Source organism: Mycobacterium sp. 852013-50091_SCH5140682, from assembly GCF_001665685.1.
In the GTDB taxonomy this organism is placed as follows: Bacteria; Actinomycetota; Actinomycetes; order Mycobacteriales; family Mycobacteriaceae; genus Mycobacterium.
On sequence record NZ_LZTB01000011.1, the window covers coordinates 35643 to 60512 of the forward strand.

Here is a 24870-nt window from a genome sequence, read left to right on the forward strand (position 1 = left end):
GCCCCCGGTACCGTGACACCGTGAGCTACGGCGGGGGCCCGGGTATGGATCCGTTCGGCGGACAACCCTTCGGTGGATGGGCACAGCCTCCGACCTACCAGGCGCCGCCGCCTCAGCAGCAACCGACGACCAACCGGTTCGCGAGGCTGTCGGTGGTCTTCGCCGTCGTCGTCGCGCCGTTGAGTGCCCTGTACAGGGCTTACCACAGCTACAGGGGCACCGCAGCTCCCCAGACCAGCGGCATCGATGTGGTGAAGGCCAACCTGGACAAGATCGCATGAACGAAAGCTGGGTCGAATCCCACGGGCGCCGAATGGCTTACGCCAGCTACGGGCCCGACGCGGGTGAACCGGCGGTGTTCATCGCCGGCGCGGGCTGCGGCAGGCGGATGGCATTCGGCCTTGAGATGCTCGACGACGCCGGGGTTCGGTTGATATCCGTCGACCGCCCGGGCATCGGCGCATCCACGCCCGATCCGGGTAAGACCCTCGACAGTGTCGCCGCCGACCTCGCCGCGGTGATCGACACCATTGTCGGGTGCCCGGTCCCTGTGGTCGCCAATTCCCAGGGCGCCCCGTTCGGGTTGGCTTTGGCGGCCACCGGCCGCGCCTCGCGGCTGGTGCTCGTGTCGCCGATCGACGACCTCGGTCATCCCGCGGTGGCCGCACAACTGTCGCAGACCCACCGCGAATTCGTCGCCGCGATCACCGCAGACCCTGACGGGGCGATGCACGATCTTTCCGGCTACACCGCGACCGCCCTGTTGAACATGATCATGACGGGCTACCCGGCGTCGGACGCGGTTGTCTACGACCAGCCAGGCTTTCGCGCGATGTTGCGTGCCGCCCTCGATGACGGTTTCGCGCAGGGGGCGGCCGGCTACGCCCGGGACACCGTGCTCGCGACGTCGCCGTGGCCGGCGCACCTGCTGTCACCGGGAGTCGACGTGCACGTGTTGTTCGGCGCCGACGACACCGTGCACTCACCAGATCTCGGTGCCACGCTGGCCGCCAGAATCCCCGGGGCGACGCGCAGTGTCATCGCCGGTTTCGGTGGCGCGCTGTTGTGGGCCCGCCCGGATGTCGTGATGGGCCGGCTGCGCGGCTGATCACCCCAGCGGGCGGGGCGAGCGCGCCTCGTGGACACGCTCCAGCCGACCCTCGGTGTAGGACGCGATCTGGTCGATGACGACCCGCAGCCGGGCCCCGTCATCGGGGGCCGCGATGAATTCCGGCGCGAACAGGGGGTCGAGGCTCACCGGGGCCTGCGCCCACAACGCCAGGGCAACCTCGTGGATGAGAGTGCGCTGGTCGGTCTGGATCTGCAGGTGCTGGTGGTCGGACATGATGAACTGCAGCGCCAGCATCTTGAGCACCGCCACCTCGGCGCGCACCGTGGCGGGCACAGCGAGGTCGGTGTCGAAGCGCCGCAGCGGGCCGTCGCCTGCGATTTTGCGGGTCTCGGTGATCGCGGCGTTGGCGAATCGGCCGACGAGCTCGCTGGTGAGCCGCTTGAGGGCGACCGACGCGGCCAACGTCCCGTCGTACTTGCCCACCCCGGTGACCACGGGCATGCGCGACAGGCGGTCCGCGGCGGCCAGCAGATCGTCATGGCTGAGCACCGGAAACGACTTGGCGCCCAACTGCGCCAGCGACGCTGCCGCGTCGGCGTCTGCGAGGACGCGCAGGTCGATGCGCCCGGAGATCACCCCGTCCTCGACGTCGTGCACCGAGTAGGCGACATCGTCGGCCCAGTCCATCACCTGCGCTTCCAGGCAGGGCCGCTCGGCAGGAGCGCCGTCGCGCACCCATGCGGCCGCCTGCGCGTCGTCGTCGTAGAACCCGAACTTCTTGCGCCCGCCGTAGCGCTGCCACGGGTATTTGGTGACCGCGTCCAGTGAGGCCCGGGTCAGATTCAACCCAGCCGAACGACCTTCGCTGTCAAGGGCTTTGGGTTCGAGCCGGGTGAGGATCCGGAAGTTCTGGGCGTTGCCCTCGAACCCGCCGAAAGACTGCGCGATCTCGTCGAGCGCGCGTTCCCCGTTGTGCCCGTACGGCGGGTGGCCGATGTCGTGGGCGAGGCCGGCCAAGTCGACGAGGTCGGGGTCGCAGCCCAGCCCGATCGCCATGCCCCGACCGATCTGCGCCACCTCGAGAGAATGGGTGAGCCGGGTGCGCGGCGTCTCGCTCTGCCGGGGCCCGACCACCTGGGTTTTGTCGGCCAACCGGCGCAAGGCCGCGCTGTGCAGCACCCTGGCCCGGTCCCTGGCGAAATCGGTGCGATGCACGGTGTCGGTGCCGGGAAGTGCGGCAGCCTTCGGCGCTTCGACCACCAGGCGTTCCCGGTCGAAGTCGTCGTAGGGGTCGTACCCGTCGTCGTTCACCGAGGCACAGTCTGCCAGGACGCAGCAGCGATACCGTGCAGCACATTAGATTGGCCGTCATGCGCATCGCCCGTCTGCTGCCCATGCTGCTCACGGTCCTAATGGTCGGGCTACTGGTGGCCCCGGGTGCCGGTGCGGAACCGCCGCTGCGACTGTCGACCCAGTTGACCGACAACGCGGGCGCGCTCTCACCGCAGCAGCGCACCAGCGTGCAGAACGCCCTCGACAAGCTCTACGACCAGCGGCGCATCAAGCTGTGGGTGGTTTTCGTCGAGGATTTCTCCGGACAGAACGCGCTCGGCTGGACCCAGCGCACCATGACCATGAGCGATTTCGGTGACGACGACGCCGTGCTGGCGGTGGCCACCGTGGACCGCGCGTTCGCCTTCCAGGTGCCGTCGACGGTCACCAACATCAGCTCCTCGGATGCCGACGACATCCGCCGCAACAGCATCACCCCCGCCTTGCGCCGCGACGACTGGGCGGGCGCAGCGATCGCGGCGGCCAATCGGCTCAACACCGAACCGCAAGCGGCGCCGGGCTTCTCGTGGCCTGCATTGGTCGCCGCCCTCGGCGTGGTGCTCGCGCTGGCCGGGCTGCTGTTCTGGTGGTCGGCACGCCGGCGCGCCAAGCGCCGCAAGGCCGAATTCGAGGCCGCCAAACGCGTCGACCCCACCGATCCGAACGCGCTGGCGACGGTCCCGCTCGAGGCCCTCGACGAGCTGTCGCGTTCGATCGTCGTCGACGTCGACAATGCGGTGCGCACCAGCGACGCCGAATTGCAGTTGGCGGTCGAGGAATTCGGATCGAAGCAGACCGAGGCGTTCAGCCGGGCGGTGACCAATGCGAAAACCGCACTGGCGCAAGCGTTCAACGTGCGGCAGATCCTCGACGACGCGGTGCCCGAAACCCCGTTGCAGCGGCGCGACCTGTTGACCCGGGTCATCGTGGCGGCCGCCAAGGCCGATCGTGAACTCGACACTCAGAGCACAGCTTTCGATCAGTTGCGCGACCTGGTGATCAATGCCCCGACGCGGCTGGACGGCATGACCCAGCAAGTGGTCGACCTGACCGCGCGCCTGGCGCCGGCGCAGCAGACGTTGGACACGTTGCACCAGCAGTTCGATGCGGCCGCGTTGAGTTCGGTTGCGGGCAATGTCGATGCGGCCAAGGAGCGGTTGGCGTTCGCCGATCGCAACATGACGTCGGCCCGCAGCCTGGTGTCCCGTCCCGCCACCGACCAGACCGCGCTGGTGGACGCCGTCCGCGCCGCGGAATCCGCACTGGGACAGGCCCGCACCCTGCTCGACGCGGTGGACAGCGCGGCAAGCGACATCAATCGGGCGATCGCCGGGCTGCCCGCGGCGATCACCGATATCAACAACGGCATCAGCCAAGCCACGGCCCTGCTCAACGATCCGTCCACGCCACAACCGGCCGAGCTGAAAGCCGCGCGAGACGCCGCTGCCACTGCGGCCACCGATGCGAGCGCCAATGGCAAGGCCGACCCGTTGGGCACGTTCACGCGATTGACCAAGGCCGACGCCGACCTCGATCAGCTGCTGGCCAGCGTGCACGCCCAGCGCGAGGCAGCCGAGCGGCTCGCGCGCGCCCTCGACCAGGCTATCGACACTGCGCAGTCCCGGATCAAGGCCGTGTCGGACTTCATCGACACCCGGCGCGGCAGCATCGGTCCAGAGGCACGTACCCGGCTCGCCGAAGCCGGCCGACAGTTGGACGCCGCGCTGGCCAAGCGCGCCGCGAACCCGAATGAGGCTGTCGCACATGCCAATGGCGCGTCCACGCTGGCCGCGCAGGCACAGGGGCTGGCCAATGACGATGTGCGCGCCGCGCAACGGTCCTACACCTCGCAGTACGGCGGCGGTGGCGGCTCGGACATGGGCGCGGTGCTGGGCGGCATCATCATCGGCAACGTGCTGCGCGGCGGCCTCGGCGGTGGGTTCGGCGGCGGCTACGGCGGGGGCCGCAGCATGGGACGGCCGACGTCGTACGGCGGCGCGTCACGCTCGTCGGGCCGCAGCTACAGCGGCGGCAGCGGCCGGTTCTGACGAACGCGCCCTAACTCGGCCCTGTGTCGACGAGTGCGACCTGCGTGGGCGCAACCGTGGTGCCGTCCTTGCGACGGAAGCCGATGCCCACCGGGTCGCCGGTCTCCGCCTCGATGAAGCGGTAGTCACTGCTGTGCGGCCGGGCCAGGTGCACGTGCCCCCACTGCCCGATGGCCGCCAACACCGGGATGAGGTCATGCCCGGCGTCGGTCAGGACGTAACGGCTGCGGGTGCGATCGCCCGGCTGCTGATAGTCGACGACTTCGAGAATGCCTGCCTGAACCAACTCGGAGAGCCGCGCACTGAGCACATCCGAAGCCACCCCCAGCGCGTCGCGGAACTCCGAGAACCGGGATTTGCCGAGCAGCGCCTCCCGAATGATCAGCACGGCCCACCGCTGCCCCAGCACCGACATGGTGCGGGCGATCGGACAGGCGTTATCAGTCCACGGATCGGTGCGCATACCGCTATTCTAGCTGAGTTGGGAATACCTACCCAGCTCGTCTGCTTGATGAAGGTGATGTTCGGGCAGTCAACCGACTTCGAAGGAGAATCGAATGTCCCATCAGATCAAGGGTTCGACGGCCGTGGTAACCGGTGGCCAGCGCGGACTGGGCAAAGCGATCGTGGACGAATTGCTCGCCCGCGGCGCCACCAAGGTCTACGCCACGAGCCGAAGCCCCGAGCCAAGCGCCGACCCCAGGGTGGTAGTCGTCCAAGCCGAGGTCACCGACGCCGACTCGGTCGCCAGGCTCGCCGAACTCGCCAGTGACGCCACGATCGTCGTCAACAATGCCGGCGTGCTGGGCGGCCGGTCGCTGTTGCAGTCCGACTTCGACGAGATTCGCTCGGTGCTGGAGACCAACTACTTCGGCGCGCTGCGCGTGACGAGGGCGTTCGCCCCGCAGCTGGCCGGCGGCACCCTGGTCAACATCGCCTCGGTGTTGTCGTGGCTGCCCGGTTCCGGCGCCTACGGCGTCTCGAAAGCCGCGCTGTGGTCGGCCAACAACTCACTGCGCCTGGAGCTGCAGGGCCAGGACACCGATGTGGTGGGCGTGTACCTCGGTTACACCGACACCTCGATGGTGGCCGATCTCGATGTGCCCAAGAACGATCCGGCCGACGTCGCGCGGCAGATCGTCGACGGCATCGAATCCGGTGCCGACGAGGTGCTCGCCGACGAGCTGACGCGGCGGGCCCGCGTCGGAGCCTTCGCGTAGGCCCGGGGAGATACGCCATGACAACGTATCGGGCCTATCAGGTCACCGGCCAACGCAATTTCGAACTTGTCGACCGCGAGGTGGTGCCACCCACGCCGGGTCACGTGCGCGTCCGAGTGGACAGCTGCGGCGTATGCCACAGCGATTTCCTCGCCGTCGAGGGACTGCGCCCCGAACCCGAACGACCGGTGGTTCCCGGTCACGAAATCGTCGGCGTCATCGACGCGGTCGGCGCCGGAGTCAACCGGTGGAAGCCAGGCGACCGCGTCGGCGTGGGATTCCTCGGCGGCCAATGCGGCGAGTGCGAGTCCTGTCGCCGAGGCGATTTCGTCAACTGCGCCGATCAGCCGCAACCCGGGACCACCGAGGACGGTGGCTACGCGGAGATGCTCTATGTCCGGGCGACGGGACTGGTCCGGATACCTGACCAGCTGTCTGCCAACCTCGCCGCTCCCCTGCTGTGTGCGGGCGTCACGACGTTCAACGCGTTGCGCGCCACCGGCGCACCGCCAGGAGCACTGGTCGCGATCCAGGGCCTCGGCGGCTTGGGCCACCTCGGCGTGCAGTACGCCAAGAAACTCGGGTACCGCGTCGCCACCATCGCCCGAGGCGCCGAGAAGGCCGAACTGGCAACGGCTTTGGGTTCGGACTACTACATCGACAGCGCCGCGGAGGATCCCGGTGCGGCGTTGAGCGCCTTGGGCGGCGCCGCTGCTGTGATCGCGACCGCAGCCAGCGGCGCATCCATGAGTCCGCTGGTGACCGGGCTGCGACCGCATGGACAGCTCGTCGTCGTCGGCGCCGCTCCGGACCCGATCGAGGTGAACACCGCCGACGTGATCTTCGGCGGCCGCAGCATCGTCGGTAGTCTCACCGGTTCGTCGATCGAGAACGAGGACAGCCTGGCGTTCAGCGCCGCCAACGGCATCGCCCCGATGATCGAGGTCATGCCGTTCGAGGAGGCTCCGAAAGCCTACGAGCGCATGATGTCCGGGCAGGCACGCTTTCGGATCGTCCTCGATGTCGCGGGCTCGCAGCAGTGACGCGGCACAGTAGCGCCGTCGACCACCCGAGCCGGCGGCTGCTGATCGCACTGCCCGACGGGTACGACCGGGCTCGGGAGCGTTACGAATCACTGGTTCCCGCAGTCGATCTCAGCGCGTACACGGCCGCGGCGAACTGGGACGAGGTGGTTGCGATCGCGAAACAGCAAGCCCCACACGGCTTCATGCGGTACCACAGCATCGACGTCGCGCCCACGATGGCACTGTCGGCCGCGACGCGGCGCGCCACCGAGTACCTGATGGGCAATCACACCATCGCCGAGCGCATGTACCGTCACGACCCCGCGGTCATGTTGCACGCACCGCTGCGCACGCTGCTCTACGACGCGCCTCAGGGCACCGTGCTGGCCCTCGACCAGCCCAGCCTGCTGTTCGACAGTTACGACAACCCGGCCATCGCCGCCGTCGGCCGCGAACTCGACGGCCTGGTGGCGGCGCTGGTCGAACTGCTCGACGGCGACGTTCCGCCGCAGCTGCGTTAAACCCCGTTTCCCCGCCGAGCAGACGCAAACTCGCACTATTTCGAGTGAAATAGTGCGAGTTTGCTGGGGGCCCCTCCCGCTTGCGGGGGACTGCCCGTGGGAGAAAGTCAGCAGCCCTTGAGCCGGACCGCGAGATAGTCGGACACCTTGTCCAGCGCGACGCGCTCCTGGGTCATGGCGTCGCGCTCACGGATGGTGACCGCGCCGTCCTCGAGCGTGTCGAAGTCGACCGTCACGCAGTACGGCGTGCCGATCTCGTCCTGGCGGCGGTAGCGACGGCCGATGGCCCCGGCGTCGTCGAACTCGACATTCCAGCTCTTGCGCAATTCGGCAGCCAAGTCGCGGGCCTTCGGCGACAGGTCGGCATGCCGCGACAGCGGCAGCACCGCAGCCTTGACCGGGGCCAGCCGGGGGTCGAGCTTGAGCACCGTGCGCTTGTCCACGCCGCCCTTGGCGTTGGGCGCCTCGTCCTCGGTGTATGAGTCGACCAGGAACGCCATCAGCGAACGGGTCAGACCGGCTGCGGGCTCGATCACGTACGGGACATAGCGGGTGTCCGTGGCCTGGTCGTAGAACGACAGGTCGGTGCCGGAATGCTCTGAGTGCGTGGACAAGTCGAAGTTGGTGCGGTTGGCGATGCCTTCCAGCTCACCCCACGGGTTGCCGGCGAAACCGAACTTGTACTCGATGTCGGTGGTGCCTGCGCTGTAGTGCGACAGCTTCTCCAGCGGATGCTCGTACAGGCGCAGGTTTTCCGGGTCGATGCCCAGGTCGATGTACCACTGCAGCCGGGTGTCGATCCAGTACTTGTGCCATTCGCCCGCGGTCGAGGGCTCGACGAAGAACTCCATCTCCATCTGCTCGAATTCGCGGGTACGGAAGATGAAGTTGCCCGGCGTGATCTCGTTGCGGAAGCTCTTGCCGATCTGACCGATGCCGAACGGCGGCTTCTTGCGCGCGGTGGTGACCACGTTGGCGAAGTTGACGAAGATGCCCTGCGCCGTCTCGGGGCGCAGGTAGTGCAGGCCTTCCTCGCTCTCGATCGGGCCGAGGTAGGTCTTGAGCATCATGTTGAAGTCACGCGGCTCGGTCCACTGACCCTTGGTGCCACAGTCCGGGCAGACGATCTCGTCCATCGGCACGGAGTCCGGGTCGTCGATGCCCTTCTTGAGGGCATAGGCCTCCTGCATGTGGTCCTGCCGGTGCCGCTTGTGGCAGTTCAGGCACTCCACGAGCGGATCGTTGAACACGTCGACGTGACCGGAGGCCACCCACACCTGGCGGGGCAGGATGATGGCGCTGTCCAGGCCGACGACGTCTTCGCGGCCGGTGACGACAGATTTCCACCACTGCCGCTTGATGTTCTCCTTGAGCTCGACACCAAGTGGCCCGTAATCCCACGCCGACTTCGTGCCGCCGTAGATTTCGCCGGACTGATAGACCAGACCACGGCGTTTGGCCAGGTTCGCAACGGTGTCGATGATGGATGCCACGGTGCAACAGAGTAGCGATACCGCCGCGAGCACCGATAATCCGCCAGAACTGTTGACATGCGATTCCGCGCATGTATTCTGACGGTTAATGAAAACCGTTTCCAACTTCGCCGATACTACGCCACCGGATCCCGACGCCGATCACGACGCGGTGCACGATCACGCCGGCGTCCCGGCACTGGAACTCCCGCCGCGCCAGGTGCTCGACACCGCCGGGGAGCTGCTACGGGCACTGGCCGCGCCGGTACGGATCGCGATCGTGTTGCAGCTGCAGCAGTCGGGACGCTGCGTCCACGAACTGGTCGACGCGCTCGACGTTCCGCAGCCCCTGGTCAGCCAGCACCTGAGGATCCTCAAGCAGGCCGGCGTGGTGTCCAGCGAGCGGGCCGGCCGCGAGGTGCTCTACCGTCTCGTCGACCACCACCTGGCCCACATCGTCGTCGACGCGGTCGCCCACGCCTGCGAGGACCGCCGGTGACGGGCGCGGTCCGGTCCACCCGGCAACGGGCCGCGATCGCCGAGCTGCTCAACGAGACGGAGGGCTTCCGCTCCGCTCAGGAACTGCATGACGAACTGCGCCGCCGCGGCGAGGGCATCGGCCTGACCACGGTGTACCGCACGCTGCAGACGATGGCCACCGCAGGCGTCGTCGACACCCTGCGTACCGACACCGGCGAATCGGTATACCGCCGCTGCTCAGAACACCATCACCACCATCTGGTGTGCCGCACCTGCGGCTCGACCGTCGAGGTCTCCGGTGGGCACGTCGAATCCTGGGCCGCCGAGGTCGCCCGCGAGCACGGTTTCTCCGACATCAGCCACACCATCGAGATCTTCGGGGTGTGCGGCGAATGCGGCGGATCAGCCGACTAGCAACGCAGATAAGCCAGCACGGCGAGAACCCGGCGATTCTGTTCGTGATCGGGCGGCAGCGTGAGCTTGGCGAAGATGCTGCCGATGTGCTTCTCCACCGCGCCGTGACTGATCACCAGAGTGCGGGCGATGCTCGTGTTGGATCGGCCCTCGGCGATCAGCGCGAGCACCTCTTGTTCCCGCACGGTCATCTCCCGCAGCGGGTCGTCGCGACGGCGTCGTACCAACAGCTGCGCGACCACGTCCGGATCGAACACCGTTCCGCCGGACGCCACACGGTGCAGCGCATCGAGGAATTCGTCGATCGCCGAGACCCGGTCTTTGAGCAGATAGCCGATCGCACCGGCGCCGTCGGCCAGCAGGTCATCGGCATACGAAACCTCGACGTACTGGGACAACACGAGTATGGGAGAACGGCGCACCCGCTGTCGCGCCTCGACCGCGGCGCGCAATCCCTCATCGGTATGCGACGGCGGCATCCGGACATCCACCACCGAGACGTCCGGCCGATGCTCTTCGATCGCCTGCACCAGCGACGGCCCGTCACCTACTGCGGCGACGACGTCATGACCATTTTCGGTCAGCAGCCGGATCAGGCCCTCCCTCAGCAGGACGGCATCGTCGGCGACCACAATTCTCAGCACGGCAATTCCACCCCGATCGTCGTCGGTCCGCCCGCGGGACTGACCACCGTCAGCGTGCCACCGACCGCCCGCACCCGGTCGACGAGGCCGGACAGGCCATGGCCTTTCGCCACATGTGCACCGCCGTCCCCGTCGTCGACGATCTCGGCGCCGAGCCGACCAGGCCCATGCGCCACGGTGACCCAGCAATTCGCCGCGCCGCTGTGCTTGGCGACGTTGGTCAGCGACTCGGCGACGGCGAAGTAGGCAGCGGTCTCCACCGCCGCGTCGAGCCGACCGGCCGGGGTGCCGAGCTCAGGGTCGATGACAAGCTCGACCGGGACAGTGCACCGGACCGCCAGAGCGGCCAGCGCGCTGGGCAGGCCCCGGTCGGTGAGCACGGGCGGCGCGATGCCGCGCGACAGCGCGCGCAGCTCGTCCAAGGTGTCCTGGGTTTGTCCGAGCGCCTCGTCCAGCGTCTGCCGCAGCGCCTCGGGATTCTTGTCCAGCTGTTGGCGCGCACGGCTCAAGTCCATCGCGAGGCGGACGAGTCGGTGCTGCGGACCGTCGTGGATGTCCCGTTCGAGCCGACGCAGCGCGGTCGCCTCCGCCGACGCCGCGGCCGCCTTCTGCTCCGTCAGCACGGTGATCGTCTGGCGCATCTCAGCCACGCCGGTCAGCAGGAGCCGGCTGAAACCCGCCGCGATGAGCGCGCAGCCGCGCACCACGAACGGGAGGGTGATCAGGCACAGCACCCCGATGGCAGTCTGGAGGCCGACCCGCGCAAAGGTGCTGTCGCCGAGCCCGATCAGCTGGGCGAGTGAGCGGTTGTCCGGGCCCCGCGGGATGGTCCAGTCCCACACGACGGTCAACGTGCCGCCGATCGCCAACGCCCACCAGCTCACGACGATGCAGAACGTGGCCACCGCGACCGGGAAATACAAGATGCTGTGCGCGAGGTCGAGCCAGAACTGGATCTGGGTGAGCGGGGTGAGGATCCGTTTCCACACGCCGGCACCCCGTTCGGCCTTCCGGTAGACCGGCCGGGGCAGCGGCCGGCACAGCACCGCAGGGATACGCCACCGCTCGACGTCGGCGAAGAAGCGAGCGATGAACAGCGTGCCGGCGAGAATGGGAAAGCCGACGACGATGACCAGCGTGCTGAGCCCCGCCGACACCCCGGTCACGATGACGCTGCAACTCGCGACGGCGAACGGGAATCCGAGCAGCGTGTAGCCGGTGTCGATGCCGAGCTGACGGAGGAAGCCGACGCGTTCGGGCTGCGCCGCGCCGGCCAGCGTGGGAACGGTGCTCATGTCCTCGACGCTAGGCACTTCTCGGGCGCCCTCCTATCCGGTGCACCAGTGTGTTCGAGGTAGGGCTGTCCCCACCCTCCCGCACCGTCGCCACTAGACCGGGTCGCGCGCAAGTGCCAGAACGGTGTGTTCGGTCAGTGGGGCCAGCTCGATGTCACCGGGGGCATGCGGGTCGATCCACGCCATCTCCTCGATCTCGGCGGCCGGGTGCGGCTCGCCCTGGAGGCTGACCAGATACAGCTGTGCATCGACGACGTGGCCGGGTTCATTGGCGGCGACGGCGTGGTGAGTCCCCAGCGGGCGCACCGTCGTCAGGTCGAAGCCCGTGCCGAGTTCCTCGGCAACCTCGCGGGCGAGTGCTTGCAACGGTTCTTCCCCGTGCTCGATCTTGCCGCCCGGCTGCATGAACTTCGACGTGCCGCGCTTGCGGACGACGAGCACCCGGTTGCGCTCATCGAGGACGACCGCGGCCACGATGTGCAGAACCGTCATGACATGAGGTCGCGACGCACATCGGCACCCGTCGCCAACACCATGAGAATCAGCGTGCGCAGTGCGTCGTCGGTGAGCCCGGCTGCCGGGAAGTTGTAGCGCAGCATCACGTCGGCGACCTTCTTCGCGGGGCTCTTGCGCGCCGACCCCTTCGGCGTCGACCCGTTGGCGGGTGTGGTGACCAACTTCTCCACCAGGACCACCGAACCCAGCATGGTGCGACTGGCGTGGCCGGCCACCCGTTCGCGAATCTTGTTGTTGAGCGGCAGGTCCCACGCCAGCGGCTGGGTCAGTGACACCATCTCCAGCCCTTCGGCGATGGTGACGACCCGCACCGAGGCGACCGACCCGTCGACCGTCACGGTCAGCGCGTCGTCCTCTTCCTCGACAACGGACATCACCTCGCCGAGGGCGGAGGACAACTGCTGCAGCAGGCTGGTCATTCGGCCCTGCCTCTCAGGCTCATCATTCGGCCCTACCGAAGCGGCGGTTGCGGTTGACGTACTCCTCGCAGGCCGCCCACAGGTCGCGACGGTCGTAATCGGGCCAGAGCTTGTCCTGGAACACGAACTCCGCGTACGCGGCCTGCCACAGCAGGAAGTTGCTGGCCCGCTGTTCCCCTGACGTGCGGATGAACAGGTCGACGTCGGGGATGTCGGGCCGGTGCAGGTGCTTGGCGAAAGACGCCTCGTTGATGCGGCCCGGGTTGATCTTGCCTTCGGCCGCTTCCTCGGCCAACGCCTGCGCGGCCTCGACGATCTCGGTGCGGCCGCCGTAGTTCACGCAGTAGTTGACGGTGATGACGTCGTTGCCGACGGTCATCTGCTCGGCGATGTCGAATTCCTTGATGACGCTGCGCCACATCTTCGGACGTGAGCCCACCCAGCGCATGTTCACGCCCATGGCGTCCAGGTTCTCCCGACGCCGCCGCACCACCTCGCGGTTGAAGCCCATCAGGAACCGGACTTCCTCGGTGCTGCGCTTCCAGTTCTCGGTGGAAAACGCGTACACGCTCAGATGCTTGATACCGAGTTCGATTGCGCCGCAGGTGATGTCGATCAACACCGCCTCGCCCATCTTGTGCCCCTCGGTACGGCCGAGGCCGCGCTGGGTGGCCCAGCGGCCGTTGCCGTCCATCACCACAGCGACGTGGTTGGGCACCTGATCGGCCGGAATCTTCGGCGCGGACGCCTTGGACGTGTGCTGCGGCGGGCGCGAAAAACGACCGTTGGTGTTGGGCGGCAATTCCGGGAAGACCACCGGCCACGTCGACGTATCCGGGAAGACCGGATAGTCGTCAGGCGCCGGGGGCAGCTGCGGGTAGGTCGTCTTGCCCCGTGTGAATGCCATGTGCCATATCCTGCCCGACCAGCGCGGCCCGGCGGTCGGCGACCGTCCGATCCACGCGGTAGGCCCGCTCCACCAGAGGCAACGTCCGCAGCTGACGTTCCAGATGCCACTGCAGATGCGCGGCGATGAGCCCGCTGGCCTGGCTGCGGTGCCCTGACGTCGTCGTCTCGGCGTATTCCCAGTCGCCGTCGTGCAGCGCCGTCATCAGTTCGAGTACCGCCTGCGGCGGCGTGGACGATCCGCTGGGCCGGCAGTGCACGCAGACGCTGCCGCCTGCCGCGACATGGAACGCGCGGTGCGGGCCGGGTGCGGCACAGCGGGCACATTCGGTCAGCGCCGGCGCCCAGCCGGCCACCCCCATCGCCCGCAGCAGATAGGAATCGAGCACCAGCTCCCGAGCCCGCGAGCCGTCCGCGACCGCCCGCAGTGCCGCCACCGTCAAGCGGTGCAGCGCGGGCATGGGCGCCCGCTCTTCGCCGGCCAACCGTTCGGCCGTCTCCAACATGGCGCACGCGCAGGTGTAGCGACCGTAATCACTGACGATGTCGGCGGCGAACGCGTCGATGGCCTGGACCTGGGTGACGATGTCGAGATTGCGGCCGGGATGCAGCTGAACATCGATGTGAGCGAACGGCTCCAGCCGGGCGCCGAACTTACTGCGGGTACGCCGCACCCCCTTGGCCACCGCGCGCACCAAACCATGGTCGCGGGTGAGCAGGGTGACAATCCGGTCGGCCTCGCCGAGCTTGTGCTGGCGCAGCACCACCGCCCGGTCCCGGTACAGCCGCATCGTGACAGTCTCTCATCGTGGCCCGACAGATTCCGGAACGCACCGCCGATATCCTCAAAGCGATGGGAAAATCCACGGCCACCGACGCGACCTCTCCGGTCTTCCCTACCCTCGTCAGCCAGCTGTACCAACTCGCCAGTGGCGCCGTCACATCCGAGCAACTGGTGCAGCGGTCGCTGCACGCCATCGCCGCCAGCCAGTCCACCCTCAACGCGTTCCGGGTCGTGCTCGCCGAGCAGGCGATGGCCGACGCCGACGCCGCCGACCGCCAACGCGCGGCCGGTAAACAACTGCCGCTGTTGGGAATTCCCATCGCGGTCAAAGACGACGTCGACATCGCCGGAGTGCCCACCCGGTTCGGCACCGACGCAGAGGCGCCCCCGGCCACGGCCGACGCCGAGGTGGTGCGTCGCCTCAAGGAGGCCGGCGCGGTCATCGTCGGCAAGACCAACACGTGCGAGCTCGGACAATGGCCGTTCACCGGCGGACCGGGATTCGGACACACCCGCAATCCCTGGTCGCGTAAACACAGTGCGGGCGGCTCGTCCGGAGGCAGCGCAGCGGCCGTCGCCGCCGGACTGGTCACCGCGGCCATCGGCTCGGACGGCGCAGGCAGCGTCCGCATCCCCGCCGCGTGGACACATCTGGTCGGCATCAAACCGCAGCGCGGCCGGATCTCCACGTGGCCGCTGCCCGAGGCGTTCAACGGCATCACCGTCAACGGGGTACTGGCCCGCACGGTCACCGACGCGGCGCTGGTGCTCGACGCCGCGTCGGGCAATGCCGCAGGCGATCTGCATCAACCACCACCCGTGCAGGCCGCCGACTTCGTGGGGCAGGCGCCGGGACCGCTGCGGGTGGCGATGTCGACGGCATTCCCGTTCACCGGCGTGCGGGCCAAGCTGGACCCGGAGATCCTCGCCGCGTTGCAGACCGTCGCCGAGCAACTCGATCAGCTGGGACACAGCGTCGTCCGAAAAGACCCCAACTACAGCCTGCGGATGTCGTGGGACTTCCTGTCCCGCTCCACCGCCGGACTGCTGGACTGGGCCGAACGGTTGAGTGACCGCGAACTCGGAGTGGACTACGACGAGCGCACGGTGATGAACATGCGCATCGGTCGACTGCTGTCCCAGGACGTGTTGCGTAAGGCGCGGGCCCACGAGGCCGAAGCTCGGCGCCGCGTCGGCTGGATATTCAATCTCGTCGACGTCATCATCGCGCCCACCACCGCGCAGCCCCCGCCCCTGACCCATGAATTCGACCGGCGCGGTTGGGCCGCGACCGAGCGCAGCGCGATCCGGTACTGCCCGCTGACGTGGCCGTGGAACCTCTTGGGCTGGCCTGCGATCAATGTTCCGGCCGGATTCACCTCCGACGGGCTGCCCATCGGTGTGCAGTTGATGGGCCCGGCCCACAGTGAGCCGCTGCTGATCTCGCTGGCCGCCGAGTTGGAGGCCCTCAACGACTGGGCGGCACGACAACCCGCGCCGTGGTGGAACACCCCGCAGGACCGCCCGGTGAAGGTCGTCGAGGACGTCGCGGACACCCGGGATGCGTCGCTGGCGGCTGCCGCAGTCAACGCACTCACCTGATTTCGCAAGCGCCTTCGCCGCAGGAGCAAAGGATCGAGTAGTCGCCTACTCTATCCGCGCCACACAGGGTCTTCCTAGCCTGATGCCAGGCGACCGACAGCCGCCGGTCGGCGTTCCCCAAGCATCTGGAGGCTCCCATGGCAATCAGGAATCTCACCCGATCAGCTGCGGCTGCGGTCATCGGCACGGCCGTCGTCATCCCGGTTCCGGCCGCCGCTGATCCCCTCCCCTTCGGACCCGACACCTGTATCCAGGGTTACGTCTGGCGGGAGGCCCGCACCGGCGACACCGTCTGCGTCACCCCGGACGAGCGGTCGACGGTACTTCAGCAGAATTCCAACCCCGGCGCGCACAAGGACCCCAACGGCGCGTCCGGCCCGCAGAGTTGCGCCCAGGGTTACGTTTGGCGCGAGGCGTTCGACGGCGACACGATCTGTGTCACACCGGACTTCCGCCAGCAGATGCTCAACGACAACGCCGCCGCGGCGTCACGCAAGCAGGCCACCCAGCCGGTGCCCACCCCCGGCGCGTCGGCCAGCGGGTCAACCGTGCTGTTCGAGGTCACCGGGTCCGGCGAGGTGTTCAACATCGTCACCGACCCCTCGGGAGCCGACGTCCCCGATCACACCAAGATCCCGTGGCAGCGCACCATGACCATCGGACCGGATGTCCAGATGCTGCAGGTCGTCGCGACCGGTCGCGACGCTCCCGGCCCGGGCTGCCGCATCACGCTGGACGGCAAGGTCGTCGCCGAACAGCCGATCGGCGGTAGCGCGCACTGCGTCTTCACGCGGTCGTGAGCGTCAGAACCCCAGCCGCCCCAGCTGTTTGGGGTCACGCTGCCAGTTCTTCGCGATCTTGACCCGCAGGTCCAGATAAACCTTTGTACCGAGCAGCTTTTCGATCTGGGTGCGGGCCGCGGTGCCGACCTCTCGCAGGCGCGCGCCGCCTTTGCCGATGACGATGCCCTTCTGGCTGTCGCGTTCGACGTAGAGAATCGCGTGCACGTCGATCAAGGGATTGTCGTCTTCCCTTCCTGGCCTTTCTGAGACGTCCTCGATCACCACGGCCAACGAGTGCGGGAGTTCGTCGCGCACGCCTTCCAGCGCGGCTTCGCGGATGAGCTCGGCCATCAGGACTTCCTCGGGCTCATCGGTCAGTTCACCGTCGGGGTAGTAGGCGGGGCCGGGCGGCAGCTTGGAGACGAGGACATCGGTGAGCACGTCGAGTTGCTCATTGGCGGTGGCCGAGACCGGCACGATGTCGGTGTCCGGCCCGACCAGCTCACTGACCGCCATGAGCTGCGCGGCGACGCGGTCCTTCGGCACCTTGTCGATCTTGGTGACGATGGCGATCAGCGTCGTCTTCGGTGCCACAGCGCGGATCTGCTGATAGATCCAGCGGTCTCCGGGCCCGATGGCCTCGTCGGCGGGGATGCACAAGCCGATCACGTCCACCTCGGAGTAGGTGTCCTTGACCAGATCGTTGAGCCGCTGGCCCAGCAGCGTCCGCGGCCGGTGCAGGCCGGGTGTGTCGACCAGGATGATCTGGAAGTCCTCGCGGTGCACGATGCCGCGGATGGTGTGCCGGGTGGTCTGCGGGCGGTTCGACGTGATCGCGACCTTGCTGCCGACCAGGGCGTTGGTCAGTGTCGACTTGCCGGTGTTGGGCCTGCCGACGAAACAGACGAAGCCTGACCGGAATTCGCGCTCGTCGCTCATACCGGATTCCCTGCCCGGTCGGTGACGATCACCGCGGCGTCGGCGGAGAGCTCCCGCACCGCAGCCACTCCGGCGTCATCCGCTGAACCGCCGACCAGTACCGCCGCCTCCAATCCCGCGGCGCCGCTGGACACTGCGGCCGCCACCGCCGACTGCAGCGCCGTCAACTGCAGCGCCGCCAGCTGTACGGGTGCACCGGCGTAGGTGCGGCCGTCGATATCGCGGACCGCGGCGCCCGCTGAGGCCTCGGCCCGGCCCATCGCCCCGCGGGCGAGCACCACAAGTTTGGTGTCCTCGGCATCAAGTTCGGTCATCTGATTTTTGCTCCTCTTCGTCAGTCTCGACCGGACTCACCAGCACGGTGTTGATCCGCACCCGGCCGCGATGATCGGGGCCGCCCTCTGCGTGCAGCCGCAGCCGACCCCAGTTCACCTCCGCACCGGGCAGCGGGACGCGGCCCAGTTCCAGGGCCAGCAGACCGCCGACCGTGTCCACGTCCAGGTCCTCGTCCGGCTCCAGGTCGTACAGTTCGCACAGATCCTCGATCGGCAATCGCGCCGACACCCGGAACTGCTTGTCGCCCAAGTCCTCGACGGGAGCCACCTCGTCGGTGTCGTACTCGTCGGCGATCTCCCCGACGATCTCCTCCAGCACGTCCTCGATGGTGACCAGCCCGGCGATCGCGCCGTATTCGTCGACCAGCAGCGCCATGTGGTTGCGGGCCAGCTGCATCTCGTTGAGCAGTTCGTCGAGCGGTTTGGAATCGGGGACGAACACCGCCGAACGCATCACCTGGGCCACGGTGGTGTCCCGGCCCCCGTTGGTGGAGTAATAGGTCTGCTGGACAAGGTCTTTGAGGTAGACGACACCGACAACGTCGTCGACGTTCTCCCCGATCACCGGCATCCGCGAATGTCCGCTGCGCACTGCCAGCGAGGTGGCCTGTCCGGCCGACTTATCGCTTTCGATCCACACCATCTCGGTGCGGGGCACCATCACCTCGCGGGCCGGGGTGTCGCCGAGTTCGAACACCGACTGGATCATCCGGCGTTCCTCGTCGGCGACCACGCCGCGTTGCTGGGCCAGATCCACCACTTCGCGCAGCTCGATCTCGGATGCGAACGGTCCGTTGCGGAACCCGCGGCCCGGCGTGAGGGCGTTACCGATCAACACCAACAGCCGGCTGATGGGCGTCAGCAGCACCGAAATCGCTTGCAGCGGAATGGCAGACATCAGCGCGATCGAGTAGGCGTTCTGCCGGCCGACGGTACGCGGGCCGACGCCGATGGCCACGAAGCTGGTGACCACCATGATCGCCGCCGCACTCACCAGGCCCCAGGTCACCCCGAGACGGCCGTCGAGGTAGGCCACCAGCAGCACCGTGGCACAGACTTCGCACGTAATACGCAGCAGCACCACGAGATTGATGTAGCGCGGACGCTCCGCGACGACGCGGGCCAGCCGCACCGCACCGGGCCGCTCGTCGCGCACCATTTCGTCGATGCGGGCGATGGACACCGTCGACAACGCCGCGTCGATCGCTGCGAACAGGCCGCCGAACCCGACCAGCGCGATGGCGCCGAGCAGTGGGGCGAGTCCGCTCACGGTTGGTCGAAGTATCGGGACTCGTCCAGCAGGCGCTGATCCTTCTGCGTCTGACGGTCGTCGTGATAGGCCTGCACCTGGGTGGCCACCCACTCTTCGAGGAGCTGGCGCTGCAGCGCGAACATCTCCTTCTCCTCGTCGGGCTCGGCATGGTCGTAGCCCAGCAGGTGCAGCACGCCGTGCACCGTCAGCAGGGCCAGTTCCTGGCCGAGCGAATGCCCGGCCTTGACCGCCTGCTGCTCAGCGAACTCGGGGCACAGCACGATGTCGCCCAGCATCGCCGGGCCGGGCTCGGGCGAGTCGGGCCGGCCTCCCGGCTCCAACTCGTCCATCGGAAAGCTCATGACGTCGGTGGGCCCGGGCAGGTCCATCCACCGCATATGCAGATCGGCCATCGCGGCGCTGTCCACCAACACCATCGAAAGTTCGGCGGCGGGATGCACATCCATCTTCTCGATGACGAACCGTGCGACGCTGATGAGTTCCGATTCCGAGACGTCGATGCCCGACTCGTTGGATACCTCGATGCTCATCGCCGCGACCGCCCGGTGGACGATCGGCGCTGGGCCCGGTTCAGCAATGCCGGCTCCTCATGTCGTGCGTAAGCGTCGACGATCTCCGACACCAGCCGGTGGCGCACCACGTCGGCACTGGTCAATTCGGCGAAATGGATGTCTTCGATACCGTCGAGAATGGTCATGGCCGCGCGCAGCCCGGAGGTCGCGCCGCCGGGCAGGTCCATCTGGGTGATGTCGCCGGTGACGACGACCTTGGACCCGAACCCGAGCCGCGTCAGGAACATCTTCATCTGCTCGGCCGTGGTGTTCTGCGCTTCGTCGAGAATGATGAAGGCGTCGTTGAGCGTTCTTCCCCGCATGTAGGCCAGCGGCGCGACCTCGATCACGCCGGCGCTCATGAGCTTTGGGATCAGCTCGGGGTCCATCATGTCGTGCAGAGCGTCGTAGAGCGGCCGCAGGTATGGGTCGATCTTCTCGCTCAGAGTGCCGGGCAGGAAGCCAAGGCGTTCACCGGCTTCCACCGCGGGGCGGGTCAGGATGATGCGACTGACCTGTTTGGTCTGCAGTGCGCTGACGGCCTTCGCCATGGCCAGGTAGGTCTTGCCGGTGCCGGCCGGGCCGATGCCGAACACGATGGTGTGGGCGTCGATGGCGTCGACATAGCGTTTCTGGTTGAGCGTCTTGGGCCGGATGGTCTTGCCGCGCCGGGACAGGATGTCCAGCGTCAGCACCTCGGCAGGCGACTCGTCCTCGGTTCCGGTGAGGATCGCGACGCTGTGCCGCACCGCGTCCGGCGTCACCGCCTGCCCACTGGAGACCACGGCCACCAACTCGGCGACGACACGCTCGGCCAATGCCACATCGGCCGGCTCGCCGGAAAAGGTGATCTCGTTGCCGCGCACGTGGATGTCGGCGGCGAGCAGGCGTTCGAGTGCCCTCAGGTTTCCGTCAGCCGAACCCAGCAGACCCACGATGATGTCGGGTTGAACACTGATGCTGCTGCGGACCGATTCCGACGTGGAGGCCGAGGAATCGGCTGTTGTCTCGCGGGGCGTCACGTGGGTTTTGGTTCCTACTTCCGGATGTCGAGTTGTGGCAGTTCCAGGACAGTTTGCTCACCCCAGTTTACCGCCGGTCGGTGACAGCGTCCCAATGGATAAAGCAGGGCAGACGCGGAAGGGGCGCCCCGGTGAGGGCGCCCCTTCGCAATCAGTGCTGAGTGTCAGTGGCTCTGGTGCACGCTGGTGTCCACCTGCGGCACGGTCACATGCGGGCCGATCTGATCCAGCCAGTCGTGGTGGCTGACGTCCGCCTGCGCGGCACCGGCCAGACCCAGAACCGCGGCGGCCATTCCGCTCGCGATGATGGTGGCAAATCCGAACTTCTTCATGGTGATCCCCGGACCCTTCGTCTTCTAGGTGTCGGCCGGTGGTGTGTTCATCGCCGGTCTGATAGTTAGAACACGCAGGTCAGGGACTTAATTCCGGTGGCAGCAATTGATCGGCGCATGGCAGGAATTGATCGCTCGGCGCCCGTGGTCCAGCCGATTCTGAGCCGCGGCTGGCTACCGACCCCCGGTGGTCAGAGCGCCCACCGCGACGTCAGCGCCCCGATGGCGCCCAACGCGACCGCCGCGGCCGTCGACGTGCGCAGCACCGTCGGCCCCAGCCGTACCGCCCGGGCCCCTGCCGCATTCAGCGCGGCGATCTCCTCGTCGGCGATACCGCCCTCCGGGCCGACGATCAGCATCAGTGAATCGGCTTGAGCGATAGCCAGTTCGGTGATCGGCACGGTCGCCGACTCGTGCAGAGCCAGCACGAGTGCGCCGGCGGCCACCGCATCGGCGACGCGCCGGGTCAGCTCGGCCGTCGACACCACACCGTCGACCGTCGGGATGCGGGCCCGGCGGGACTGCCGGGATGCCGCGCGAGCCACCGCGTCCCAGCGGCGTAAACCCTTGTCCGCCTTCGGACCGTCCCAGCGGGCCACGCAGCGGGCCGACTGCCAGGCCAGAAACGCGTCCGCGCCGGCCTCGGTGGCCAGTTCGACGGCCAGCTCAGAGCGGTCGGACTTGGGTAGCGCCTGCACGATGGTCACCAGCGGGCTGGGGGCGGCGACGACGCGCCGCTGCAGCACCCGGGCCGACAGCCGCCCCTTTGCGGTCTCTTCGACGACGCAGTGCGCCAGGGTGCCCGCGCCGTCGGCGAGGTCGATCTCTTCACCGACTCGGATACGGCGCACATTGGCCGCGTGGAAGCCCTCGTCGCCGTCGAGCAGCGCCAGCTCACCGGTCGCGGGCAGCGCGTCAAGGTAGAACAGTGCCCTCGTCACAGCGATGCCACGAGGTCAGCGGCCGGAGAACGTCTCGCGCAGCCGGCTGAATAATCCGCCGTTCCCGGTCGCCGACGCCGACTGGGTCGAGCGCACCTCGGCGGTGTCTCGGGCGCGGTTCTCCTTGAGCTTGCTCAGCAGTTCGATGTCGGTGTGGTCGAGCCGCGACGGCACCACGACGTCGATATGCGCGTGCAGGTCGCCACGCACACCCGAGCGCAGATGCGGCATGCCGTGTCCGCGCAGCGTGGTGACCGACCCCGGCTGGGTGCCTGCGGCGACGGTGATCTCGGTGTCGCCGTCGAGGATGTCCGAGACGGTCACGGTCGTGCCCAACGCGGCGTCGACCATCGGCACGGACACCGTGCAGTGCAGGTCGTCGCCGTCGCGGACGAAGGTGGGGTGTTGCTTTTCGTGGACCTCGACGTAGAGGTCGCCCGCCGGGCCACCACCCGGGCCGACCTCGCCCTGGGCCGCCAGCCGCACCCGCATGCCGTCGCCGACACCGGCCGGGATCTTGACGCTGATCTCGCGCCGCGACCGCACCCGGCCGTCGCCGCCGCAGCGGGTGCACGGATCCGGGATCACTTCGCCGACCCCGCCGCACACGGGACACGGACGCGCCGTCATCACCTGACCCAGCAGGGACCGCTGCACGGTCTGGATCTCGCCGCGCCCGCCGCAGGTGTCGCACGTCACGGGGGTGGACTTGCCGTTGGTGCCCTTGCCCTGGCACAGGTCGCACAGCACCGCGGTGTCGACGGTGACCTGCTTGGTCACGCCGGTGGCGCATTCCTCCAGGTCCAGACGCATCCGCAGGAGGGAATCCGCACCGGGCCGAACCCGGCCGATCGGCCCGCGTGACGTGGTGCCGCCGCCGAAGAACGCCTCGAAGACGTCGCCGAGCCCGCCGAAGCCGCTGAACCCGCCGTTGGCCGCGCCGCCGACGGACTCCATGGGATCCCCGCCCATGTCGACGATGCGGCGCTTCTCGGGATCGCTGAGCACCTCGTAGGCGACCTGGATCTCGGTGAACCGAGCCTGGGCCTGCTCGTCGGGGTTGACGTCGGGATGCAGTTCGCGAGCAAGCCGCCGATAAGCGCGCTTGATCTCCGAATCACTCGCACCGCTGCTCACTCCGAGCAAGCCGTAATAATCGCGTGCCACGCCAGACCTTTCAGATGCCGCTCAGCGGCTGCCTAAGACTTCACCTATGTACAGAGCAACCGCAGCGACATTAGCGATAGTTCCCGGATAGTCCATTCGAGTGGGTCCCACCACACCCATGCCGCCGTACACCTTGCCCGAGCTGCCGTAGGCGGTACTCACCACCGACGTCCCCACCATCTGCTCGGCTTCGGTCTCGTGACCGATCCGCACGGTCACCTTGCCGGCCTCCTGCTGCGCGGCCAGCAGCCGCAACACCACGACCTGCTCTTCGAGCGCTTCGAGCACCGACCGCAGCGAACCGCCGAAGTCGGCGGTATTGCGGGTCAGGTTGGCCGTACCGCCGAGCAGCAGCCGTTCCTCGACGTGTTCGACCAACGTCTCGACCAGCACGGTGGCCGAACGGCCGACCGCGTCGGCCAGGCCGCCGCTGCCGTTGAGCTGACTGGCGAGGTCCGACACCGCGACCGACGCCGCGGTCAGCGGTTTGCCCTCGAGTGCCTGCCCGAGCATCTCCCGCAGCTTGGACAGCTGGTGATCGTCGATGGCGTCGCCGAGCTCGACGATCCGCTGATCCACCCGGCCTGTGTCGGTGATGACCACCAGCAGCAGCCGCGCCGGGGTCAGGGCCACCACCTCGAGGTGGCGCACCGTCGACGTGGACAGTGTCGGGTACTGGACGATGGCCACCTGCCGGGTCAGCTGCGCCAGCAGACGCACGGCCCGGCGCAGCACGTCGTCGAGGTCGACGCCGGACTCCAGGAAGTTCAGGATCGCGCGACGCTCCGACGACGACAGCGGTTTGACGTTGTCGATGCGGTCAACGAACTCCCGGTACCCCTTCTCGGTGGGCACCCGGCCCGAGCTGGTGTGCGGTTGGGTGATGTAACCCTCGGCCTCCAACACCGCCATGTCGTTGCGCACGGTCGCGCTGGACACCCCGAGATTGTGGCGTTCGACGAGGGTCTTCGAACCGATGGGTTCCTTGGTGGCAACGAAGTCGGCAACGATGGCACGCAGCACCTCGAAACGACGGTCGTCGGCACTCCCCACCTCTTCACCTGCCCTTCGAGTCGTCGTAAAGCTCATACCGCTTGATCTATTTTACTGACCAGCTGGACCTTTACCGACTCTGTAGTTGGTGCGCATGGGCGGGTGCGGGTACTAGCCTTGGCAACCATGCCGTTGCCAAGCCCGCGTACAGGTAACCCGGAGGCAGGTCGGCGATGATCTTCAAGGGTGTCATCGAAGGCAAGCCGTACCCCGAACACGGGTTGACCTACCGCGATTGGTCACGGATCCCGCCCAGGCAGCTGCGGCTCGACGAGATTGTCACCACCACGACCGTGCTGGCCCTCGATCGGTTGCTGTCGGAGGATTCGACCTTTTACGGCGATCTGTTCCCGCACGCAGTGAGGTGGCGGGGCGACATCTATCTCGAGGACGGTCTGCACCGCGCGGTCCGCGCGGCGCTGCGAAACCGCACCATCCTGCACGCCCGGCTGTATGACATGGACTCGCCGCTGCCCCAGATGTGACGACGCGCGGCCTACCCGGCCATGGCCTCGCGCAGGCTCCGGGGTCGCAGATCGGTCCACGTCTGCTCGACGTAGGTCACGCAGTCCGACCGGCTGCCCTCACCGAAGACCACCCGCCAACCCTCGGGCAGGTCGGCGAACGCCGGCCACAGGCTGAATTGCTCCTCGTCGTTCACCAGAACGAAGAAGGTGCCGCTCTCGTCATCGAACGGGTTGGTGCTCATCGGTGCTGGTCTCCTC

General features: G+C 67.7%; 30 protein-coding genes. 11 read left to right on the forward strand and 19 right to left on the reverse strand.

What is annotated here, in order from left to right; translation table 11 throughout:
• The first annotated feature begins 20 nt into the window (after positions 1-20).
• Together A5784_RS38725 and A5784_RS03700 are read left to right on the forward strand one after the other, a co-directional pair.
• Positions 21-281 carry a hypothetical protein gene (locus A5784_RS38725; protein WP_197514627.1) on the forward strand — a complete coding sequence of 87 codons (261 nt, stop codon included), beginning with the start codon at positions 21-23 and terminating at the stop codon, positions 279-281.
• A complete protein-coding gene (locus A5784_RS03700) occupies positions 278-1108 on the forward strand; it encodes an alpha/beta fold hydrolase (RefSeq protein ID WP_064942452.1) in 831 nt (276 codons plus the stop codon). The genes A5784_RS38725 and A5784_RS03700 overlap by 4 nt, the downstream gene beginning before the upstream one ends.
• On the opposite strand, the gene A5784_RS03705 is transcribed toward A5784_RS03700, so the two are convergent.
• A complete protein-coding gene (locus tag A5784_RS03705) occupies positions 1109-2383 on the reverse strand; it encodes a deoxyguanosinetriphosphate triphosphohydrolase (protein WP_064942454.1) in 1275 nt (424 codons plus the stop codon).
• 59 nt (positions 2384-2442) lie between these two features.
• Here A5784_RS03705 and A5784_RS03710 point away from each other — a divergent pair, with 59 nt between their 5' ends.
• A complete protein-coding gene (locus tag A5784_RS03710; protein WP_064942456.1) occupies positions 2443-4452 on the forward strand; it encodes a TPM domain-containing protein in 2010 nt (669 codons plus the stop codon).
• A 10-nt stretch (positions 4453-4462) separates the two neighbouring features.
• Here the strand turns inward: A5784_RS03710 and A5784_RS03715 are convergent, their stop codons facing one another.
• Positions 4463-4915: a winged helix-turn-helix transcriptional regulator gene (locus tag A5784_RS03715; RefSeq protein WP_064942458.1), complete on the reverse strand. Its 453-nt coding sequence runs from the start codon at positions 4913-4915 to the stop codon at positions 4463-4465.
• 94 nt (positions 4916-5009) lie between these two features.
• Here A5784_RS03715 and A5784_RS03720 point away from each other — a divergent pair, with 94 nt between their 5' ends.
• From A5784_RS03720 to A5784_RS03730, 3 genes are read left to right on the forward strand one after another with little or no spacing between them, the layout of a single operon-like run.
• Positions 5010-5672 carry an SDR family oxidoreductase gene (locus A5784_RS03720; RefSeq protein ID WP_064942460.1) on the forward strand — a complete coding sequence of 221 codons (663 nt, stop codon included), beginning with the start codon at positions 5010-5012 and terminating at the stop codon, positions 5670-5672.
• 17 nt (positions 5673-5689) lie between these two features.
• Positions 5690-6715, forward strand: coding sequence for an alcohol dehydrogenase catalytic domain-containing protein (locus tag A5784_RS03725; RefSeq protein ID WP_064942462.1), 1026 nt, complete (start codon positions 5690-5692; stop codon positions 6713-6715).
• Complete coding sequence (locus A5784_RS03730) at positions 6712-7218, forward strand: DUF302 domain-containing protein (RefSeq protein WP_064942464.1); 507 nt, start codon at positions 6712-6714, stop codon at positions 7216-7218. Before A5784_RS03725 ends, A5784_RS03730 begins: the two co-directional genes overlap by 4 nt.
• A gap of 107 nt (positions 7219-7325) precedes the next feature.
• On the opposite strand, the gene A5784_RS03735 is transcribed toward A5784_RS03730, so the two are convergent.
• Positions 7326-8711 carry a glycine--tRNA ligase gene (locus A5784_RS03735; RefSeq protein WP_064942466.1) on the reverse strand — a complete coding sequence of 462 codons (1386 nt, stop codon included), beginning with the start codon at positions 8709-8711 and terminating at the stop codon, positions 7326-7328.
• 88 nt (positions 8712-8799) lie between these two features.
• Between A5784_RS03735 and A5784_RS03740 the strand changes: the two genes are divergently transcribed.
• Entirely contained in the window at positions 8800-9189 is a 390-nt protein-coding gene (locus A5784_RS03740) for an ArsR/SmtB family transcription factor (RefSeq protein WP_029373131.1), read from the forward strand.
• Positions 9186-9584 (forward strand): Fur family transcriptional regulator, encoded by a 399-nt coding sequence (locus tag A5784_RS03745; RefSeq protein ID WP_064942468.1) that lies wholly within the window; start codon positions 9186-9188, stop codon positions 9582-9584. The genes A5784_RS03740 and A5784_RS03745 overlap by 4 nt, the downstream gene beginning before the upstream one ends.
• On the opposite strand, the gene A5784_RS03750 is transcribed toward A5784_RS03745, so the two are convergent.
• The 6 genes from A5784_RS03750 to recO all read right to left on the reverse strand — a co-directional run bounded on the left by A5784_RS03750 (position 9581) and on the right by recO (position 14155).
• Entirely contained in the window at positions 9581-10225 is a 645-nt protein-coding gene (locus A5784_RS03750) for a response regulator transcription factor (RefSeq protein WP_064942807.1), read from the reverse strand. The genes A5784_RS03745 and A5784_RS03750 overlap by 4 nt on opposite strands.
• Positions 10222-11523 carry a sensor histidine kinase gene (locus tag A5784_RS03755; protein WP_064942470.1) on the reverse strand — a complete coding sequence of 434 codons (1302 nt, stop codon included), beginning with the start codon at positions 11521-11523 and terminating at the stop codon, positions 10222-10224. Before A5784_RS03755 ends, A5784_RS03750 begins: the two co-directional genes overlap by 4 nt.
• Before the next feature lie 93 nt (positions 11524-11616).
• Positions 11617-12015: an NUDIX hydrolase gene (locus tag A5784_RS03760; RefSeq protein ID WP_064942472.1), complete on the reverse strand. Its 399-nt coding sequence runs from the start codon at positions 12013-12015 to the stop codon at positions 11617-11619.
• Positions 12012-12458 (reverse strand): hypothetical protein, encoded by a 447-nt coding sequence (locus A5784_RS03765; RefSeq protein WP_064942474.1) that lies wholly within the window; start codon positions 12456-12458, stop codon positions 12012-12014. Before A5784_RS03765 ends, A5784_RS03760 begins: the two co-directional genes overlap by 4 nt.
• A 22-nt stretch (positions 12459-12480) precedes the next feature.
• Positions 12481-13365, reverse strand: a complete 885-nt coding sequence (locus A5784_RS03770; RefSeq protein WP_064942476.1) for a decaprenyl diphosphate synthase — start codon at positions 13363-13365, stop codon at positions 12481-12483.
• Positions 13313-14155: a DNA repair protein RecO gene (gene recO / locus A5784_RS03775; RefSeq protein ID WP_064942478.1), complete on the reverse strand. Its 843-nt coding sequence runs from the start codon at positions 14153-14155 to the stop codon at positions 13313-13315. Before recO ends, A5784_RS03770 begins: the two co-directional genes overlap by 53 nt.
• Before the next feature lie 62 nt (positions 14156-14217).
• Here recO and A5784_RS03780 point away from each other — a divergent pair, with 62 nt between their 5' ends.
• Both A5784_RS03780 and A5784_RS03785 read left to right on the forward strand, forming a co-directional pair.
• Positions 14218-15750, forward strand: a complete 1533-nt coding sequence (locus tag A5784_RS03780) for an amidase (RefSeq protein WP_064942809.1) — start codon at positions 14218-14220, stop codon at positions 15748-15750.
• A 137-nt stretch (positions 15751-15887) separates the two neighbouring features.
• On the forward strand, positions 15888-16550 hold the full coding sequence (locus A5784_RS03785; RefSeq protein WP_064942480.1) for a hypothetical protein: 663 nt from the start codon (positions 15888-15890) through the stop codon (positions 16548-16550).
• A 3-nt stretch (positions 16551-16553) separates the two neighbouring features.
• Here A5784_RS03785 and era read toward each other — a convergent pair whose 3' ends face one another.
• From era to hrcA, 9 genes are all read right to left on the reverse strand, one after another.
• Complete coding sequence (gene era / locus A5784_RS03790; RefSeq protein WP_064942482.1) at positions 16554-17471, reverse strand: GTPase Era; 918 nt, start codon at positions 17469-17471, stop codon at positions 16554-16556.
• A complete protein-coding gene (locus A5784_RS03795; RefSeq protein ID WP_064942484.1) occupies positions 17468-17785 on the reverse strand; it encodes a cytidine deaminase-like protein in 318 nt (105 codons plus the stop codon). The genes era and A5784_RS03795 overlap by 4 nt, the downstream gene beginning before the upstream one ends.
• Positions 17772-19076, reverse strand: a complete 1305-nt coding sequence (locus A5784_RS03800; protein ID WP_064942486.1) for a hemolysin family protein — start codon at positions 19074-19076, stop codon at positions 17772-17774. Before A5784_RS03800 ends, A5784_RS03795 begins: the two co-directional genes overlap by 14 nt.
• The gene (ybeY, locus tag A5784_RS03805) at positions 19073-19609 is read right to left on the reverse strand and encodes an rRNA maturation RNase YbeY (RefSeq protein WP_064942488.1); all 537 of its coding nucleotides are present in this window, start codon (positions 19607-19609) and stop codon (positions 19073-19075) included. Before ybeY ends, A5784_RS03800 begins: the two co-directional genes overlap by 4 nt.
• Positions 19606-20652 carry a PhoH family protein gene (locus A5784_RS03810; protein ID WP_064942490.1) on the reverse strand — a complete coding sequence of 349 codons (1047 nt, stop codon included), beginning with the start codon at positions 20650-20652 and terminating at the stop codon, positions 19606-19608. Before A5784_RS03810 ends, ybeY begins: the two co-directional genes overlap by 4 nt.
• Before the next feature lie 164 nt (positions 20653-20816).
• Positions 20817-20984, reverse strand: coding sequence for a hypothetical protein (locus A5784_RS38105; protein WP_109784132.1), 168 nt, complete (start codon positions 20982-20984; stop codon positions 20817-20819).
• Positions 20985-21175: 191 nt separating this feature from the next.
• On the reverse strand, positions 21176-21925 hold the full coding sequence (locus A5784_RS03815) for a 16S rRNA (uracil(1498)-N(3))-methyltransferase (RefSeq protein WP_064942492.1): 750 nt from the start codon (positions 21923-21925) through the stop codon (positions 21176-21178).
• Between the two features lie 15 nt (positions 21926-21940).
• Positions 21941-23092, reverse strand: a complete 1152-nt coding sequence (gene dnaJ, locus A5784_RS03820) for a molecular chaperone DnaJ (RefSeq protein WP_064942494.1) — start codon at positions 23090-23092, stop codon at positions 21941-21943.
• A 21-nt stretch (positions 23093-23113) separates the two neighbouring features.
• Positions 23114-24145 (reverse strand): heat-inducible transcriptional repressor HrcA, encoded by a 1032-nt coding sequence (hrcA, locus tag A5784_RS03825; RefSeq protein WP_029373148.1) that lies wholly within the window; start codon positions 24143-24145, stop codon positions 23114-23116.
• Positions 24146-24318: 173 nt separating this feature from the next.
• On the opposite strand from hrcA, the gene A5784_RS03830 reads away from it, so the two are divergent.
• Positions 24319-24630: a type II toxin-antitoxin system VapB family antitoxin gene (locus A5784_RS03830; protein ID WP_064942496.1), complete on the forward strand. Its 312-nt coding sequence runs from the start codon at positions 24319-24321 to the stop codon at positions 24628-24630.
• Positions 24631-24641: 11 nt separating this feature from the next.
• Here the strand turns inward: A5784_RS03830 and A5784_RS03835 are convergent, their stop codons facing one another.
• Positions 24642-24854, reverse strand: coding sequence for an MbtH family protein (locus tag A5784_RS03835; RefSeq protein WP_064942498.1), 213 nt, complete (start codon positions 24852-24854; stop codon positions 24642-24644).
• Positions 24855-24870: the final 16 nt, after the last annotated feature.